Consider the following 15,389-nt stretch of genomic DNA (forward strand, 5'->3'; position numbering starts at 1 on the left):
CCCCCCGCCTCAAATCACAGGAACAGACAAGAATCCACAATGCGGCCGGTGTAAACAGTCCCCCTGCAAGGGGAGGAAAATTAGGGAACTACGACCCCGTCGCCGCTGGCGACGGGGTTTCCTTTAGAAGCGGCACCAGCAACTGGTTGAGGTCGCTCAGTTCGAACGCGGCGGCCTTGGCGTAGCGGACCCGCCCGCTGCGATCGATGATGTAATTGGTCGGCACCGCGCCCAGCGTGGCATAGGGCCCCTTGATCCGCCGCGCCGATGGCATCGTCATCGCGGCGAACAATGGCTTCAGCTTGTAGAGCGGCAGCGAATCCTCGGTCGCGATCGCAAAGACCTTCAGGCCATGCGGTGCCTGGATGCGATGATATTGGTCGAGTAGCGGCAGTTCCGCCCGACACGGCCCACACCATGTCGCCCAGAAATTCAGCACGATCACCTGTCCGCGCAGGTCCGCCAGCCGGACATGGCTGCCGTCGATCAGCGTCAGGTCGAAATCGGGCGCCATGTCGCCGACCTTGGGCGTGGACTTGGCGAGGGTCGGGGACGCAACGGGCGTCACGGCCAGCATCGCGGCCCCTGCGAAGCGCAACCATTTCATCCCAAGACTCCCCCCATCTGCCCCGCATCAGAATGATCGCGCACACTTTATGCCGTCAAGGGCGCTTGATCCGACTTGTCGGACTTGCTACGTTGAACGTGTTAAACGAAGGAATGGCGATGCTCGGCGTCCGTCTCGACACCGAATTGGAAGAACGGCTGGCGGCCGTCGCGCGGACCCAGGGCCGCAGCAAGAGCGACATCGCGCGCGAGGCGGTGCGGCGCTATGTCGACCTGCATGACGAGGCCTATCGCCGCGAGGCCCGTCGCCAGTCGACTCGCGCCTCGAAGCGCGACACGCCGGAGGATTTCGCCTTCTGGAACGCGCTGGCGCAGGAGGCGGACGCGTGAAGATCTCGCACGCCGCCATCGTGCTCGCGACGACGGGGGAGGGGGGCGACCACCGCCCGTTCCTGGTCGTCCAGTCCGACCTTTACAATGAGACGCACAATACGATCACCGTCTGTCCCATGACCTCGGTCGTGGGGGGCGAGGCGCTGTTCCGCGTCGCCTTTTCCCCGCGCGAACATACCGGCCTGACCGTCGAGTGCGAGGTGCAGGTCGACAAAATCCTGTCCATCCCGCGCAATCATATCGTCAAACTGCTCGGCCATGCTTCGCCCACCCGGATGGAGCAGGTCGACCAGGCACTGCGCCGCTGGCTGATGCTCTGACCCGTTCCCGAACCCAATCCGGAGAGAATCGATGACCCCGATCGTGAAGGCCATTCTCGACAAGTACGAAGCCACGCCGGCGGCGGTGAAGGCCAATCTGGCGCGTATCCTGATGCAGGGGCGGCTGGGGGGCACCGGCAAGCTGATCATCCTGCCGGTCGACCAGGGGTTCGAACACGGGCCCGCGCGCAGCTTCGCGATCAACCCGCCCGCCTATGACCCGCATTACCATTTCCAGTTGGCGATCGATGCCGGGCTGTCCGCCTATGCCGCGCCGCTGGGGATGCTGGAGGCCGGGGCGGACACGTTCGCGGGCCAGATCCCGACCATCCTGAAGATCAACAGCTCGAACAGCTGGGGCACCTCGATCACGCAAGCCGTGACGGGCAGCGTGCAGGACGCGGTGCGGCTGGGCTGCGCGGCGATCGGCTTCACCATCTATCCCGGCTCGGACGGCATTTTCGACGCGATGGACCAGATCGCGATCCTGACGGCCGAAGCGCGCGAGGCGGGGCTCGCCACCGTGATCTGGAGCTATCCACGCGGCGGCAAGCTGACCAAGGACGGTGAACTGGCGCTCGACGTCGGTGCCTATGCGGCGCACATGGCGGCGCAGCTCGGCGCGCACATCATCAAGGTGAAGCTGCCCACCGACCATATCGAACAGGCCGAGGCCAAGTCCGCTTATGAAGGCACCGACTGGTCTCACCAGGTCGACCGGGTGCGCCACGTCGTCCAGTCCAGCTTTGCGGGCCGTCGCATCGTCGTCTTCTCGGGCGGCGCGGCCAAGGGGGCGGATGCCGTCTATCAGGATGCGCGCGACATTCGCGACGGCGGCGGCAACGGCTCGATCATCGGCCGCAACACCTTCCAGCGCCCGCGCGACGAGGCGCTGGCGATGCTCGACAAGCTGGTCGCGATCTACAAGAACGAGGAATAAGTCCTTGGCAGGCTTGGGCGTTCCGGTTGGGGAACCGGGGCGCCCATTCCACCATGCGCCGCCCCCAGGTGACGGACGCCGCGTCACGCGCTAGGGGGACAGGCATGACGCTTGAAGACGATCCCCTCGGCCCGCTCGATCCCGAATTCGCCAGCGCCTTCGTGCGCGACATGCGGCGGCCGCCATGCCAGCTCTACCTCATCTCGCCGCTCGACGTCGCCGGGGCGTTCCCCGACCGTCTGGCGCGCGCGCTCGACGCCGGGCCGGTCGCGGCATTCCAGTTCCGCGTGAAGGACATGGATCAGCACGCCGCCGCCAAGCTCGCCGAGCCGCTCCAGCGTATCTGCGCGGATCGCGAGGTGGCCTTCATCGTCAATGACAGCATCAGCCTGGCCAAGCGGCTCGGCGCGGATGGTGTCCATCTGGGGCAGGAGGATGGCGATGCGCGCGAGGCGCGCGACGTGCTGGGCCCGACGGTGCAGATCGGTGTGACCTGTCACGACAGCCGCCACCTGGCGATGGAAGCGGGCGAGGCGGGCGCGGATTATGTCGCGTTCGGCGCCTTCTATCCGACCACGACCAAGGAAACGACGCACCGGCCGGAACCGGTCGTCCTGTCCTGGTGGTCGACGCTGTTCGAGCTGCCCTGCGTCGCGATCGGCGGGATCACCCCGGCCAATGCCGCGCCGTTGGTCCGGGCGGGGGCCGATTTCCTCGCCGTGTCGGGCGCGGTGTGGAACGGCGACGAGGCTGCCGCGGTGAAGGCCTTTGCCGAGGTGCTGAAATAATATCGCCGCTTCGCCCCCGGCTTCTTGCGGGGGCGAAGGGCGGTCGAGAACCCTCCCATCCGTTGCGCTTCGGAAACAAGCGTCCCTCCTCGCGTTTGCTTGGGGATGGGCGGCCGGATGCAAAGGAGGGGGCATGAAGCAGAGCGGGGGCAGGGGGCTGTTATCGCGCTTCGGCTGGGTGATGCTGGCGCTGATCGTGATCGGGGTCGGCGGCTTCCTGTCGATGCTGTCCTTCGGGCCGGGCCGGGTGGTGGTGCCCGAGGTCGCGGCCCCCGCCCGCCAGGCGGTGGCGGGCAGTTCGGCGGCGCTGGCCATGCCGATCGCGCATTATCCGCTGGGGTCGCTGCATCATGACTGGGGCGATCCGCGCGATGGCGGCAAGCGCAAGCATGAGGGGATCGACCTGATCGCCCCCGCCGGAACCCCGGTCGTCGCGGCGCTGGCCGGCACGATCGAGAAGCTGTTCGACAGCGATCGCGGCGGGCATACTCTTTATATCCGTTCGCGCGACGGCCGCTGGAGCCTCTATTACGCGCATCTCCAGGGCTATGCGCCGGGCATCGCGGAGGGCGCGCCGGTCCGCCAGGGGCAGGTGGTCGGCTATGTCGGCGACAGCGGCAATGCCGGGGCGGGCAACACCCATCTCCATTTCGCGATCAGCTGGATGCGCGCCGGGGATGGCTGGTGGCAGGGCGAGCCGGTCGATCCCTATCCGCTGCTTGCCGGAAAGACCGCTTCGAGCTAAGGCAGGCCACACGGACTGCCGTGCGGCGCCACGCCCCGGCATCCTTTGCTCTTTCCAGCAGGTTGAAGACCCATGAAGATCAGCGGCGTGGACATTCGTCCCGGCAACATCATCGAGTATGAAGGCGGCATCTGGCGCGCCGTGAAGATTCAGCACACCCAGCCCGGCAAGGGCGGTGCGTATATGCAGGTCGAGATGAAGAACCTCATCGACGGCCGCAAGACGAACGTCCGCTTCCGCTCCGCCGAGACGGTCGAGCGCGTCCGTCTCGACACCAAGGACTTCCAGTTCCTGTTCGCCGAGGGTGACGACCTGACCTTCATGGACAAGGAAAGCTATGAGCAGATCACGCTGCCGCGCGACCTGCTGGGCGACGCCGCCGCATTCCTTCAGGACGGCATGGACGTCGTGATGGAACTGCACGAGGAAAAGCCGATCTCGGTCCAGCTTCCCGACCAGATCGAAGCCACCATCGTCGAGGCGGACGCCGTGGTGAAGGGGCAGACCGCCTCCTCGTCGTACAAGCCCGCCATTCTCGACAATGGCGTCCGCGTGATGGTGCCGCCGCACATCGCCAGCGGCACGCGCATCGTCGTCGACGTGTACGAACAGACCTACGTCCGCCGCGCGGACTAATCGGTATCGGCGGATGACCGGCGCGGCTTGAGCGCGACACCGTCATCCGCCGTCCCGGCCCGTCGTTCGCGGCGGGCCTTTTCACTTCCAGCGCCCGAGATGCAGAGGCGCGACCGAAAGGACGATCATGGCCTCGCACTCCGGGCTTCTCACCATCATGGAACGCGCCGCGCGCAAGGCCGCGCCGCGTCTTCGCCGCGACTTCAACGAGGTCCAGCACCTCCAGGTCAGCCGCAAGGGGCCCGCCGACTTCGTGTCGATGGCCGACAAGCGCGCCGAGGAAACCGTCTTCGAGGAACTGAAGAAGGCGCGTCCCGACTGGAACTTCCTCATGGAGGAGGGCGGCGAGATCAAGGGCGATCCGTCCAAGCCGCGCTTCATCATCGATCCGCTCGACGGCACCTCAAACTTCCTGCACGGCATCCCGCACTTCGCCATCTCGATTGCGGTCGAGGAGCCGCTGGCGAACGGCAAGCGCGAGGTGACGACCGGCCTGATCTATCAGCCGCTGACCGACGAGAGCTTCTGGGCCGAAAAGGGCCGGGGCGCCTGGTTGCAGGACGGCCGCCTGCGCGTGTCGTCGCGCCGCGATCTGTCGGAGGCGCTGATCGCCACCGGCATCCCGTTCCTGGGACATGGCGATTTCGTCCAGTGGAGCCGCATTTTCGGTGCGATCGCGCCACAGGTGGCCGGCATCCGCCGCTTCGGCTCGGCCGCGCTCGACCTCGCCTGGGTCGCGGCCGGTCGTTACGACGGTTTCTGGGAGTCGGGCCTGAAGCCCTGGGACGCGGCGGCGGGCATGCTGCTGGTGCGAGAAGCGGGCGGTTTCGTCAGCGACTTCCGGGGTTCGGACAAGTCGCTCGAGCGCGGCGAGTATCTGGCGGCCAATGAGGGCCTGCATTCCAAGCTGCACAAGCTGCTGGCCAACGCGCTGCGTTAAGAATTTGGTGGGATTTGAACGCAAGGGATCATGCCTCTTGCGTTCAAACCACTGAATTACCATCTGAAAATTCGAGGATGAGGGCGGGTGAGGGCGTTCACTTGCGATTCATTCTCATGCCTCCGCTGGCTTGCTCCGGCCGACCCATCGGCCTAAAGCCAATCGCATCCAGTTCCGCATCTGCGAGAGAAAAACTTGGTCGATCTGTCGCAATATCTGCCGATCCTCCTGTTCCTGGGCGTTGCCCTGGTTCTGTCGACGGCCTTCGTGTTTCTGCCGATGCTCGTGGCGCGCCTGACGGGTGCCCATAAGCCCAACGAGCAGAAGTTGTCCGAATATGAATGCGGCTTCCCCGCGTTCGAAGACCCGCGCAGCCAGTTCGACGTGCGTTTCTACCTCGTCGCGATCCTGTTCATCATCTTCGATCTGGAAGCGGCATTTCTGTACCCCTGGGCGGTAAGCGTCTTCAGCCTCGGCTGGACCGCCTGGTTTTCGATGATGATCTTCATCGGCGAGCTCGCGCTGGGTCTCGTCTATGCGTGGAAGAAGGGAGCGTTGGATTGGGAGTAAATCTTCACTCCGGTCCGGTTGAGTTCAAGCCGCAGGCCCATGGCGGAGTCGTCCATGATGGCCAGGCCGTCATTCAGCCCGATCAGGGCTTTTTCGACGGGCTGAACGGCGAGCTGACCGACAAGGGCTTCCTCGTCACCTCGACCGAGGAGCTGTTCCAGTGGGCGCGCACCGGCTCGCTCTGGTGGATGACCTTCGGTCTGGCGTGCTGCGCGGTGGAGATGATCCACGTGAACATGCCGCGTTACGATCTGGAGCGCTTCGGCGCCGCGCCGCGCGCGTCACCTCGCCAGTCGGACGTGATGATCGTGGCGGGTACGCTGTGCAACAAGATGGCCCCGGCGCTGCGTCGTGTGTACGACCAGATGTCGAACCCGAAATACGTCATCTCGATGGGCAGCTGCGCCAATGGCGGCGGCTATTACCATTACAGCTATTCGGTGGTGCGCGGCTGTGACCGGATCGTGCCCGTGGACATCTATGTCCCCGGCTGCCCGCCGACCGCCGAGGCGCTGCTGTACGGCGTGATGCAGTTGCAGCGGAAGATCCGCCGTGCCGGGAGCATCGAACGGTGAGGGCGCCTGCTCCCCGTTTCGCCGCGAATGACGGCGTGATCGATGCGGCGCGCGCCGCGCTCGGCCCTTGGCTGCTCGACGCGCGCGAGCATGTCGGCGAGGTCGCGCTGGTCGTCGACCGTGCGAACCTGGTCCCCGCGATGATCGCGCTGCGCGACACCAAGGGGCTGGAATATCAGCAGTTGATGGAGATTGCGGGCGTCGACTATCCCGAGCGCGACGAGCGTTTCGAGGTGGTCTATTGCCTGCTCTCGCTAACCCGCAACCACCGCCTGCACGTCCATGTCTCGACCGACGAGGACAAGCCGGTGCCGTCGGTGACGGGCCTGTGGCCGGTCGCGGGCTGGCTGGAGCGTGAGGTCTATGACCTGTACGGCGTGCTGTTCTCGGGCAATAGCGACCTGCGTCGCATCCTGACCGATTACGGCTTCCGCGGCCATCCGCTGCGCAAGGACTTCCCGCTGACCGGCTATACCGAGCTGCGGTACTCGGAAGAAGAGAAGCGCGTCGTCTATGAGCCGGTGAAGCTGGCGCAGGACTTCCGCAACTTCGACTTCCAGAGCCCGTGGGAAGGCGCCGAATATGTGCTTCCCGGCGACGAGAAGGGCGCGCAGCCCGAAGGCAAGGGTGCGCAGACCCCGGCCAGCGCCGATGCGGTCAAGAAGGCCGGTGCCGAGCCGGACAAGACCGCCGCGCCGCGTGCCGCCGATGTGAAGACTACCGAAAGCCCCAAGCAGACGGGCGCGGGCGAACCGCATCCGGGCAATAAGGCCGACGGCAAGCCCCAGGATCCGGACGTCGTGCCGGGCAAGGGTGGAGGACAGAATCAGTGAGCGACTACGTCGACGAACTGCTCCACAAGACCGACGCCGTCGACCCGACCACGGGTGACGTGTCGATCCAGAACTATACGATCAACTTCGGCCCGCAGCATCCGGCGGCGCACGGCGTGCTTCGCCTCGTCATGGAGCTGGACGGCGAGATCGTCGAACGGGTCGATCCGCATGTCGGCCTGCTGCACCGCGGCACCGAGAAGCTGATCGAGTACAAGACCTATTCGCAGGCGCTGCCCTATTTCGACCGCCTCGATTACTGCTCGCCGATGTGCATGGAGCACAGCTATGTGCTCGCGGTCGAGAAGCTGCTCGACCTGGAAGTGCCGCTGCGCGCGCAATATCTGCGGACGTTCTTCGCCGAGCTGACGCGCATCTCGAACCACATGCTCAACATCGGCAGCCACGTCATGGACGTCGGTGCGATGACGCCGAACCTGTGGCTGTTCGAAATTCGCGAAGACTGCATGAACTTCTATGAGCGGGCCTCGGGCGCGCGCATGCATGCGAATTACTTCCGCGTCGGCGGTGTCCACCAGGACGTACCGCTGAAGCTGCTGACCGATATCGCCGACTGGCTCGACACCCGTCTGCCGCGCCTGTTCGAGGATGCGATCGGCCTAGTGGCGAACAACCGCATCTTCAAGCAGCGCAATGTCGACATCGCGGTGGTGAACCGCGAGGACGCGATCAAGTGGGGCTTCTCCGGCCCGATGATCCGCGGCTCGGGCATCCCCTGGGACCTGCGCAAGTCGCAGCCCTATGACGCCTATGACAAGGTCGACTTCGACGTGCCGGTCGGCACCAGTGGCGACTGCTATGATCGGTTCATGGTGCGCGTCGAGGAAGTGCGCCAGTCGGCCCGGATCATGAAGCAGTGCCTGGCGCAGATGCCCGAGGGTCCGGTGCTCGCCACCGACCGCAAGGTCACGCCGCCCAAGCGCGGTGAGATGAAGCGCTCGATGGAAGCGCTGATCCACCACTTCAAGCTTTATACCGAAGGGTATCACGTCCCCGCCGGTGAGGTATATGTCGCGACCGAAAGCCCCAAGGGCGAGTTCGGCGTGTATCTCGTCTCCGATGGATCGAACAAACCCTATCGCTGCAAGATCCGGCCGACCGCGTTCAGCCATCTCCAGGCCATGGAATTCATGTCCAAGGGGCATATGCTGGCCGACACGACCGCGATCCTGGGCGCGATGGACATCGTGTTCGGGGAGTGCGACCGTTGAGCGGAGTCGACACCGCCCGGCGCGTCGCGATCGCTCGCGAAATGATCGCGCATTACAATGCGCAGGACGCTGACGCCTATGTCGCGCTGATGACCGAGGATGCCTGCGAAGCGGGCTATCGCGGTGCCGTCCTGCGCGACGGGCGCGAGGGCGTGCGTTCAGGGCTGAAGGCGATGTTCGCGCAGTTCCCGCAGAACCGCGCCGAGATCGTCGCCGACCAGGCGTTCGGCGAGACCGTGCTGCTGCATGAAAAGGTCGAACGCGCGCCGGGTGGCGAGGCGTTCGAGGTCATGTCCATCTATTCCTTCGAGAACGACAAGGTGTCGCGCGTGGAGTTCATTCGCTAATGGCCGACGCAGCCATCATTCCCGACGAGGCCGAAGTCCGCGCCCGCTGGGGCAATTTCGCCTGGACGGACGAGAACCAGAAGAAGGCGAACGAGATCCTCGCGCGCTATCCCAAGGGTCGCGAACAGTCCTGCTCGATCCCGTTCCTCGATCTGGCCCAGCGCCAGGTGGGGGCGGAGACGCAGACGCAAGGCTGGTTGCCCGTGCCGGTGATCGAGTTCGTCGCGCGCCAGCTGGGTGTCGCCTATATGCGCATCTATGAGGTCGCGACCTTCTATACGATGTTCAACCTGGCGCCGGTCGGCCGCTATCACGTCCAGGTGTGCGGCACGACGCCGTGCATGCTGCGCGGGTCGGACGACGTGCTGGCGGCGTGCAAGAACAAGGGGCTGATCAAGGGCAAGACCACGCCCGACGGCCTGTTCACGCTGACCGAGGTCGAGTGCATGGGCAATTGCGCCTCCGCGCCGATGGTCCAGATCAACGACGACAATTACGAGGATCTGGATTACGACCGCACGGTCACGATCCTGGAAGCGCTGGCACGCGGCGAGAGCCCCAAGACCGGTACGCAGGAGCCGGGGCGCCACACGGTCGAGCCGCTGGGCGGTCCGACCACGCTGACCGCCATGGTCGGCGACAATCACGACTATCGCGGGGAGTGGGGCGCATAATGCTCGCTGACAAGGACCGCATTTTCACCAATCTCTACGGTTATCAGCCGTGGAACGTCGACGCGGCGATGAAGCGCGGCGATTGGGACAATACCAAGGCGCTGCTCGAGCTGGGCCAGGACAAGATCATCGACGTCATCAAGGCGTCGGGTCTGCGCGGGCGCGGCGGTGCGGGCTTCCCGACCGGCATGAAGTGGAGCTTCATGCCCAAGGAACCGCGCCCCGACCGTCCGAGCTTCCTGGTCATCAATGCCGACGAGTCCGAGCCGGGTTCGTGCAAGGACCGCGAGATCATCCGCCACGATCCGCACAAGCTGATCGAAGGCGCGCTGGTCGCGGGCTTCGCGATGCGCGCGCGGGCGGCCTATATCTATATTCGCGGCGAATATATCCGCGAGGCCGAGACGCTGTTCGCAGCCGTGGCCGAGGCCTATGACCGGGGTTTCCTGGGCAAGAATGCCTGCGGCTCGGGCTATGACTTCGACGTCTTCGTCCATCGTGGCGCGGGCGCCTATATCTGCGGCGAAGAGACCGCGATGATCGAAAGCCTGGAAGGCAAGAAGGGCCAGCCGCGCCTGAAGCCGCCTTTCCCGGCGGGTGCGGGCCTCTATGGCTGCCCGACCACGGTCAACAATGTCGAGTCGATCGCGGTCGCCCCGACGATCCTGCGGCGCGGCGCCGAGTGGTTCTCGTCCTTCGGGCGCGAGAACAACAAGGGCACGAAGCTCTTCCAGATCTCCGGCCATGTCGATCGTCCCTGCGTGGTCGAGGAAAGCATGTCGATCAGCTTCCGCGAGCTGATCGAGCGCCATTGCGGTGGCATTCGCGGCGGCTGGGACAATCTGCTCGCGGTGATCCCGGGTGGTTCGTCGGTGCCTTTGGTGCCCGCCGCCGAGATCATGGATGCGCCGATGGACTTCGACGGCCTGAAGGCGGTCGGATCGGGTCTCGGCACGGCGGCCGTGATCGTCATGGACAAGTCGACCGACATCGTCCGCGCGATCAGCCGTCTGTCCTATTTCTACAAGCATGAGAGCTGCGGCCAGTGCACCCCGTGCCGTGAAGGCACCGGCTGGATGTGGCGCGTGATGGAGCGGATGCGCACCGGCGATGCCGATGTCTCCGAGATCGACACGCTGTTCCAGGTGACGAAGCAGGTCGAAGGCCACACCATCTGCGCGCTCGGCGACGCGGCGGCCTGGCCGATCCAGGGCCTGATCCGCCACTTCCGCCCGGAGATGGAACGTCGCATTCGCGAACGCAAAGGCGAGACGGGCGGCAACGCCCCGATGATGGAAGCTGCCGAATAATGCCTAAGGTCAAAGTCGACGGCGTCGAGATCGAGGTGCCGCAGGGCGCCACCGTGCTGCAGGCCTGCGAGCTTGCGGGCAAGGAAATCCCGCGCTTCTGCTATCATGAGCGGCTGTCCATCGCGGGCAATTGCCGCATGTGCCTCGTCGAGGTGAAGCCTGGGCCCCCCAAGCCGCAGGCGTCGTGTGCGCTCCCGGCGGCGGAGAATCAGGAGATCTTCACCACCACCCCGATGGTGAAGGCCGCGCGCGAAGGCGTGATGGAATTCCTGCTGATCAACCACCCGCTGGACTGCCCGATCTGCGATCAGGGCGGCGAGTGCGACCTGCAGGACCAATCCATGGCCTATGGCAAGGGCCATAGCCGCTATGACGAGAACAAGCGGGCCGTCACCGAGAAGTACATGGGTCCGATCGTCAAGACGGTCATGACCCGCTGCATCCAGTGCACCCGCTGCGTCCGCTTCGCCGAAGAGGTCGCGGGCGTGGAGGAAATCGGCGCGATCTATCGCGGCGAGAACATGCAGATCACTTCGTATCTCGAACAGGCCGTGTCGAGCGAGCTGTCGGGCAATGTCGTCGACCTGTGCCCGGTGGGCGCTCTGACGTCCAAGCCCTATGCGTTCGAGGCGCGTCCCTGGGAGCTGAAGAAGACGCTCGCCATCGACGTGATGGACGCGGTCGGCACCAATATCCGCCTCGACAGCCGTGGTCGTCAGGTGCTGCGCTGCGTGCCGCGCATCAATGACGAGGTGAACGAGGAGTGGGCGAGCGACAAGACGCGTCACGCGATCGACGGCCTGGTCCGTCGTCGTCTCGACCGTCCGTTCATCCGCCGCGACGGCAAGCTGGTGCCTGCGACCTGGGACGAGGCCTTCGCCGCGATCCGTGACGTGAATGCCGGTTCGAGCGTTGCCGCGATCGCCGGCGATCAGGTCGATTGCGAGACGATGTTCGCCGCCAAGGCGCTGCTGGCCAAGATGGGCTCGAGCCTGCTCGAGGGCCGCCAGACCGGCATGGATTATGACACGTCGAGCCTGGCCGCGGTCAACTTCAACACGACCATCGCGGGCGTCGAGCGCGCCGATGCGATCCTGCTGATCGGCACCAATCTGCGCTGGGAAGCGCCGCTGGTGAACACCCGTATCCGCAAGGCGATCAAGAAGGGCGCCAAGGTCTTCGCGATCGGCCCCGAAACCGACCTGACCTACAAGGTCGAGTGGCTGGGCGCCGACCTGTCGGTGCTGGGCAACCTGCCCGAGGCGGTGACCGAGCTGTTCGGCAAGGCCGCGCGTCCGATGGTCGTCGTCGGTGGCGGTGCGATCAAGGGCGCGCATGGCGCGAGCCTGAAGCTGGTCGACCAGTTTAATCTGGTGCGGACGCTGGAAGACGGTTCGGCCTGGAACGGCTATAATGTCGTCCACATGGCGGCCGCGCGCATGGGCGGGCTGATGCTCGGCTATGCGCAGAAGGGCGGTATCGCCGACGTGGTCGCGGCTGCGCCGAAGCTCGCCTTTTTCCTGGGCGCCGACGAGGTCGATTTCGCCAAGTTCGGCAGCAGCTTCAAGGTGTTCGTCGGCCATCATGGCGACAAGGGTGCGCATCACGCCGATGTCATCCTGCCGGGCGCGACCTATGCCGAGAAGTCGGGCACCTGGGTCAACCTCGAGGGCCGGGTGCAGCGCGGCGAGCGGGCGGTGTTCGCGCCGGGCGACGCGCGTGACGACTGGACGATCTTCCGCGCGCTGTCCGAGGTTCTGGGCCAGACCCTGAAGTTCGACACGCTGGACGAACTCCGCGCCGCCATGGCCGCCGAGGTTCCCGCGCTGGGCCAGGTCGGTCTTGTCACCTTCGACTGGGCCGCACCGTCGCTGAACGCGACCGCGTCGGGCACGATCGAGGGCTATCCGATCAAGGACTTCTACCTCACCAACGCGATCTGCCGCGCCAGCCCGACGATGCAGCGCTGCTCGGCCGAACTGGTCCATGGTGAGAGCTATGCGGAGGCAGCGGAGTGACCGCGTTTTTCAACACGACGCTCGGCCTTCCTTATGGCTGGGCCTGGACGATCGCGACCTTGGTCGGGATTCTGGCGATCGCGCTGCCGCTGATGCTGGCGGTCGCGATGGTCATCTATGTCGACCGCAAGATCTGGGCGGCGATGGCGCTGCGCCGTGGTCCGAACGTGGTCGGCCCCTTCGGTCTGCTCCAGTCCTTCGCCGACGGTCTGAAGGTCTTCCTTCAGGAAACCATCGTTCCGGCCGCCGCCAATCGTGGACTGTTCCTGCTGGCGCCGATCATCACCTTCACGGTCGCGCTGATCGTCTGGGCGGTGGTGCCGTTCCAGCCGGGCGTGGTCGTCGCCAACATCAATGTCGGCCTGCTCTATGTCCTCGCCGCCTCGTCGCTGGGCGTGTACGGCGTGATCCTGTCGGGCTGGGCATCGAACTCGAAATATCCCTTCTACTCGGCGCTTCGTGCGGCCGCGCAGATGGTGTCCTATGAAGTCGCGATCGGCTTCATCCTGATTTCGGTCGTGATGTGGTCGGGCAGCTTCAACCTGACCGACATCGTCGAGGCGCAGAAGAGCGTGCTGGGGATTCCGGTCAACGGCTTCTTCCTCAATCCGCTGCTCTTCCCGATGGCGGTGATGTTCTTCATCTCGGCGCTGGCCGAGACGCAGCGCGCGCCGTTCGACCTGACCGAAGCGGAGTCGGAGCTCGTCGCGGGTTACCAGACCGAATATAGCTCGATGTCGTTCGCGCTGTTCTGGCTGGGCGAGTATGCCAACGTCATCCTGATGTGCGCGCTGAACGCGATCCTGTTCTGGGGTGGCTATCTGCCGCCGCTCGACTGGGCGCCGCTTTATGCCGTGCCGGGTATCGTCTGGCTGCTTTTGAAGATGTGCTTCTTCTTCTTCGTCTTTTCGTGGGTGAAGGCGACCGTACCGCGCTATCGGTACGACCAGCTGATGCGGCTGGGCTGGAAGGTGTTCCTGCCGGTGTCGCTGTTCTGGGTATTCTTGGTGTCTGGCGTGCTGATGTATGCGCGCGTGGGAGTTCCGGCATGAGCGTCGCTCAGTACGTCAAGGCTTTTACGCTGTGGGAGTTCGTGAAGGGGCATGCGCTGACCCTTCGCTACTTCTTCAAGCCGAAGGCGACGATCAACTATCCGTTCGAGAAGAACCCCATCTCTCCGCGCTTTCGGGGCGAGCACGCGCTGCGTCGCTACCCCAATGGCGAGGAGCGGTGCATCGCGTGCAAGCTGTGCGAGGCGATCTGCCCCGCCCAGGCGATCACGATCGAGGCGGAACCCCGCGACGACGGCAGCCGCCGCACGACGCGCTACGACATCGACATGACCAAGTGCATCTATTGCGGGCTGTGCCAGGAGGCCTGCCCGGTCGATGCGATCGTCGAGGGTCCGAACTTCGAATTTTCGACCGAGACCCGCGAAGAGCTGATCTACGACAAGTCGAAGTTGCTCGATAACGGTGACCGCTGGGAAAGCGCGATCGCGGCGAACCTTGCCGCCGATGCGCCGTACCGTTAAAGCCCGCGACCAACGGTTCGGGGCGGACAGAAAAGGGGCCTGACAGGCAGTGATACAGGCTATCGCCTTCTATATTTTCGCGACCGTGGTGATCGTGTCCGCTGGGCTCACGATCGCGTCGCGCAATCCGGTGCACTCGGTCATGTGGCTGATCCTGGCGTTCTTCAACGCTGCGGGCCTCATGGTGCTGTGCGGGGCCGAGTTCATCGCGATGCTGCTCGTCATCGTCTATGTGGGCGCGGTCGCGGTGTTGTTCCTCTTCGTCGTCATGATGCTCGATATCGAGGTCGCGGCGATGCGGGCGGGCTTTGCGCGCTATCTGCCGCTGGGCCTGGCACTCGCCGTCGCCCTGCTGGCCGAGGTCATCATCGCCTTCCAGGCTTGGAGCGTCGGCGGCGTTCAGCTGGCGGCCCGTGCGGCCCCGATCGCGCCTGAGGTGTCCAACATCCAGGCGATCGGCAACCTGCTGTACACGCGCTACCTGTTCATCTTCGAGGGTGCGGGCCTGGTCCTGCTCGTCGCGATGATCGGCGCGATCGTGCTCACGCATCGCAAGCGCGGCGGCGTCCGTCCGCAGAACATCGCCAAGCAGAATGCGCGTCAGCCGCATGAGGCGATCCGTAACATCAATCAGCCCATCGGGCAGGGGGTGGAACTGTGACGATCGGTCTCGTCCATTATCTGGTCGTCGCAGCGATCCTGTTCACCATGGGGGTGCTGGGTATCTTCCTGAACCGGAAGAACCTGATCGTCATCCTCATGGCGATCGAGCTGATCCTGCTCGCCGTGAACTTGAACCTCGTCGCCTTCTCGGCCGCGCTTCACGATCTGGTGGGGCAGGTCTTCGCCATGTTCGTGCTGACCGTGGCTGCCGGTGAATCGGCGATCGGTCTGGCGATCCTGGTCATCTATTTCCGTGGCCGCGGCACCATCGCGGTCGACGACGTCAACCGGATGAAGGGGTAAT

20 protein-coding genes are annotated in these 15,389 nt (G+C 64.9%); 19 read left to right on the forward strand and 1 reads right to left on the reverse strand.

What is annotated here, in order from left to right; translation table 11 throughout:
* Positions 1-88: 88 nt before the first annotated feature.
* A complete protein-coding gene (locus tag ACFX59_RS16700; RefSeq protein ID WP_387433881.1) occupies positions 89-607 on the reverse strand; it encodes a TlpA family protein disulfide reductase in 519 nt (172 codons plus the stop codon).
* A 119-nt stretch (positions 608-726) separates the two neighbouring features.
* Between ACFX59_RS16700 and ACFX59_RS16705 the strand changes: the two genes are divergently transcribed.
* From ACFX59_RS16705 to nuoK, 19 genes are all read left to right on the forward strand, one after another.
* The gene (locus ACFX59_RS16705) at positions 727-957 is read left to right on the forward strand and encodes a ribbon-helix-helix protein, CopG family (RefSeq protein ID WP_309696361.1); all 231 of its coding nucleotides are present in this window, start codon (positions 727-729) and stop codon (positions 955-957) included.
* Complete coding sequence (locus ACFX59_RS16710; RefSeq protein WP_261268150.1) at positions 954-1,280, forward strand: type II toxin-antitoxin system PemK/MazF family toxin; 327 nt, start codon at positions 954-956, stop codon at positions 1,278-1,280. Before ACFX59_RS16705 ends, ACFX59_RS16710 begins: the two co-directional genes overlap by 4 nt.
* A 31-nt stretch (positions 1,281-1,311) precedes the next feature.
* Positions 1,312-2,220, forward strand: a complete 909-nt coding sequence (locus ACFX59_RS16715; protein ID WP_387433886.1) for a class I fructose-bisphosphate aldolase — start codon at positions 1,312-1,314, stop codon at positions 2,218-2,220.
* A 104-nt stretch (positions 2,221-2,324) separates the two neighbouring features.
* On the forward strand, positions 2,325-3,008 hold the full coding sequence (gene thiE, locus ACFX59_RS16720) for a thiamine phosphate synthase (protein ID WP_387433888.1): 684 nt from the start codon (positions 2,325-2,327) through the stop codon (positions 3,006-3,008).
* A gap of 133 nt (positions 3,009-3,141) precedes the next feature.
* The gene (locus tag ACFX59_RS16725; RefSeq protein ID WP_387433891.1) at positions 3,142-3,753 is read left to right on the forward strand and encodes a M23 family metallopeptidase; all 612 of its coding nucleotides are present in this window, start codon (positions 3,142-3,144) and stop codon (positions 3,751-3,753) included.
* A 72-nt stretch (positions 3,754-3,825) separates the two neighbouring features.
* Positions 3,826-4,389: an elongation factor P gene (gene efp / locus ACFX59_RS16730; protein ID WP_007403968.1), complete on the forward strand. Its 564-nt coding sequence runs from the start codon at positions 3,826-3,828 to the stop codon at positions 4,387-4,389.
* Positions 4,390-4,516: 127 nt separating this feature from the next.
* Complete coding sequence (locus ACFX59_RS16735; protein ID WP_056438117.1) at positions 4,517-5,329, forward strand: inositol monophosphatase family protein; 813 nt, start codon at positions 4,517-4,519, stop codon at positions 5,327-5,329.
* Positions 5,330-5,524: 195 nt separating this feature from the next.
* A complete protein-coding gene (ndhC, locus tag ACFX59_RS16740) occupies positions 5,525-5,899 on the forward strand; it encodes an NADH-quinone oxidoreductase subunit A (protein ID WP_056438114.1) in 375 nt (124 codons plus the stop codon).
* Positions 5,890-6,474 (forward strand): NuoB/complex I 20 kDa subunit family protein, encoded by a 585-nt coding sequence (locus tag ACFX59_RS16745; protein ID WP_387433897.1) that lies wholly within the window; start codon positions 5,890-5,892, stop codon positions 6,472-6,474. The genes ndhC and ACFX59_RS16745 overlap by 10 nt, the downstream gene beginning before the upstream one ends.
* A complete protein-coding gene (locus ACFX59_RS16750; RefSeq protein ID WP_387433899.1) occupies positions 6,471-7,307 on the forward strand; it encodes an NADH-quinone oxidoreductase subunit C in 837 nt (278 codons plus the stop codon). The genes ACFX59_RS16745 and ACFX59_RS16750 overlap by 4 nt, the downstream gene beginning before the upstream one ends.
* Positions 7,304-8,539 (forward strand): NADH-quinone oxidoreductase subunit D, encoded by a 1,236-nt coding sequence (locus tag ACFX59_RS16755; protein WP_387433902.1) that lies wholly within the window; start codon positions 7,304-7,306, stop codon positions 8,537-8,539. The genes ACFX59_RS16750 and ACFX59_RS16755 overlap by 4 nt, the downstream gene beginning before the upstream one ends.
* A 41-nt stretch (positions 8,540-8,580) precedes the next feature.
* Positions 8,581-8,886, forward strand: a complete 306-nt coding sequence (locus ACFX59_RS16760; RefSeq protein WP_309698210.1) for a nuclear transport factor 2 family protein — start codon at positions 8,581-8,583, stop codon at positions 8,884-8,886.
* Positions 8,886-9,560, forward strand: a complete 675-nt coding sequence (locus tag ACFX59_RS16765) for an NAD(P)H-dependent oxidoreductase subunit E (protein WP_307099716.1) — start codon at positions 8,886-8,888, stop codon at positions 9,558-9,560. The genes ACFX59_RS16760 and ACFX59_RS16765 overlap by 1 nt, the downstream gene beginning before the upstream one ends.
* Positions 9,560-10,870, forward strand: coding sequence for an NADH-quinone oxidoreductase subunit NuoF (gene nuoF, locus ACFX59_RS16770; RefSeq protein WP_007404054.1), 1,311 nt, complete (start codon positions 9,560-9,562; stop codon positions 10,868-10,870). Before ACFX59_RS16765 ends, nuoF begins: the two co-directional genes overlap by 1 nt.
* Positions 10,870-12,888: an NADH-quinone oxidoreductase subunit NuoG gene (gene nuoG, locus ACFX59_RS16775; RefSeq protein ID WP_387433906.1), complete on the forward strand. Its 2,019-nt coding sequence runs from the start codon at positions 10,870-10,872 to the stop codon at positions 12,886-12,888. Before nuoF ends, nuoG begins: the two co-directional genes overlap by 1 nt.
* Positions 12,885-13,940: an NADH-quinone oxidoreductase subunit NuoH gene (gene nuoH, locus ACFX59_RS16780; protein WP_307099710.1), complete on the forward strand. Its 1,056-nt coding sequence runs from the start codon at positions 12,885-12,887 to the stop codon at positions 13,938-13,940. The genes nuoG and nuoH overlap by 4 nt, the downstream gene beginning before the upstream one ends.
* A complete protein-coding gene (nuoI, locus tag ACFX59_RS16785) occupies positions 13,937-14,422 on the forward strand; it encodes an NADH-quinone oxidoreductase subunit NuoI (protein WP_042483186.1) in 486 nt (161 codons plus the stop codon). The genes nuoH and nuoI overlap by 4 nt, the downstream gene beginning before the upstream one ends.
* Before the next feature lie 49 nt (positions 14,423-14,471).
* Positions 14,472-15,083: an NADH-quinone oxidoreductase subunit J gene (locus tag ACFX59_RS16790; protein ID WP_007404217.1), complete on the forward strand. Its 612-nt coding sequence runs from the start codon at positions 14,472-14,474 to the stop codon at positions 15,081-15,083.
* Complete coding sequence (gene nuoK, locus ACFX59_RS16795) at positions 15,080-15,388, forward strand: NADH-quinone oxidoreductase subunit NuoK (RefSeq protein ID WP_375244588.1); 309 nt, start codon at positions 15,080-15,082, stop codon at positions 15,386-15,388. The genes ACFX59_RS16790 and nuoK overlap by 4 nt, the downstream gene beginning before the upstream one ends.
* Position 15,389: the final 1 nt, after the last annotated feature.

It is taken from the genome of Sphingomonas sp. NCPPB 2930 (assembly GCF_042867205.1).
Classification (GTDB): Bacteria; Pseudomonadota; Alphaproteobacteria; order Sphingomonadales; family Sphingomonadaceae; genus Sphingomonas.

What these genes read in the sequence shown, in the direction of transcription:
- ACFX59_RS16700 (WP_387433881.1), bottom strand. Translation starts at nt 607, where the DNA reads ATGAAATGGTTGCGCTTCGCAGGGGCCGCGATGCTGGCCGTGACGCCC.
- ACFX59_RS16725 (WP_387433891.1), top strand. Translation starts at nt 3,142, where the DNA reads ATGAAGCAGAGCGGGGGCAGGGGGCTGTTATCGCGCTTCGGCTGGGTG.
- thiE (WP_387433888.1), top strand. Translation starts at nt 2,325, where the DNA reads ATGACGCTTGAAGACGATCCCCTCGGCCCGCTCGATCCCGAATTCGCC.
- ACFX59_RS16765 (WP_307099716.1), top strand. Translation starts at nt 8,886, where the DNA reads ATGGCCGACGCAGCCATCATTCCCGACGAGGCCGAAGTCCGCGCCCGC.
- ACFX59_RS16705 (WP_309696361.1), top strand. Translation starts at nt 727, where the DNA reads ATGCTCGGCGTCCGTCTCGACACCGAATTGGAAGAACGGCTGGCGGCC.
- nuoI (WP_042483186.1), top strand. Translation starts at nt 13,937, where the DNA reads ATGAGCGTCGCTCAGTACGTCAAGGCTTTTACGCTGTGGGAGTTCGTG.
- nuoF (WP_007404054.1), top strand. Translation starts at nt 9,560, where the DNA reads ATGCTCGCTGACAAGGACCGCATTTTCACCAATCTCTACGGTTATCAG.
- ACFX59_RS16735 (WP_056438117.1), top strand. Translation starts at nt 4,517, where the DNA reads ATGGCCTCGCACTCCGGGCTTCTCACCATCATGGAACGCGCCGCGCGC.
- nuoG (WP_387433906.1), top strand. Translation starts at nt 10,870, where the DNA reads ATGCCTAAGGTCAAAGTCGACGGCGTCGAGATCGAGGTGCCGCAGGGC.
- ACFX59_RS16760 (WP_309698210.1), top strand. Translation starts at nt 8,581, where the DNA reads ATGATCGCGCATTACAATGCGCAGGACGCTGACGCCTATGTCGCGCTG.
- efp (WP_007403968.1), top strand. Translation starts at nt 3,826, where the DNA reads ATGAAGATCAGCGGCGTGGACATTCGTCCCGGCAACATCATCGAGTAT.
- ACFX59_RS16715 (WP_387433886.1), top strand. Translation starts at nt 1,312, where the DNA reads ATGACCCCGATCGTGAAGGCCATTCTCGACAAGTACGAAGCCACGCCG.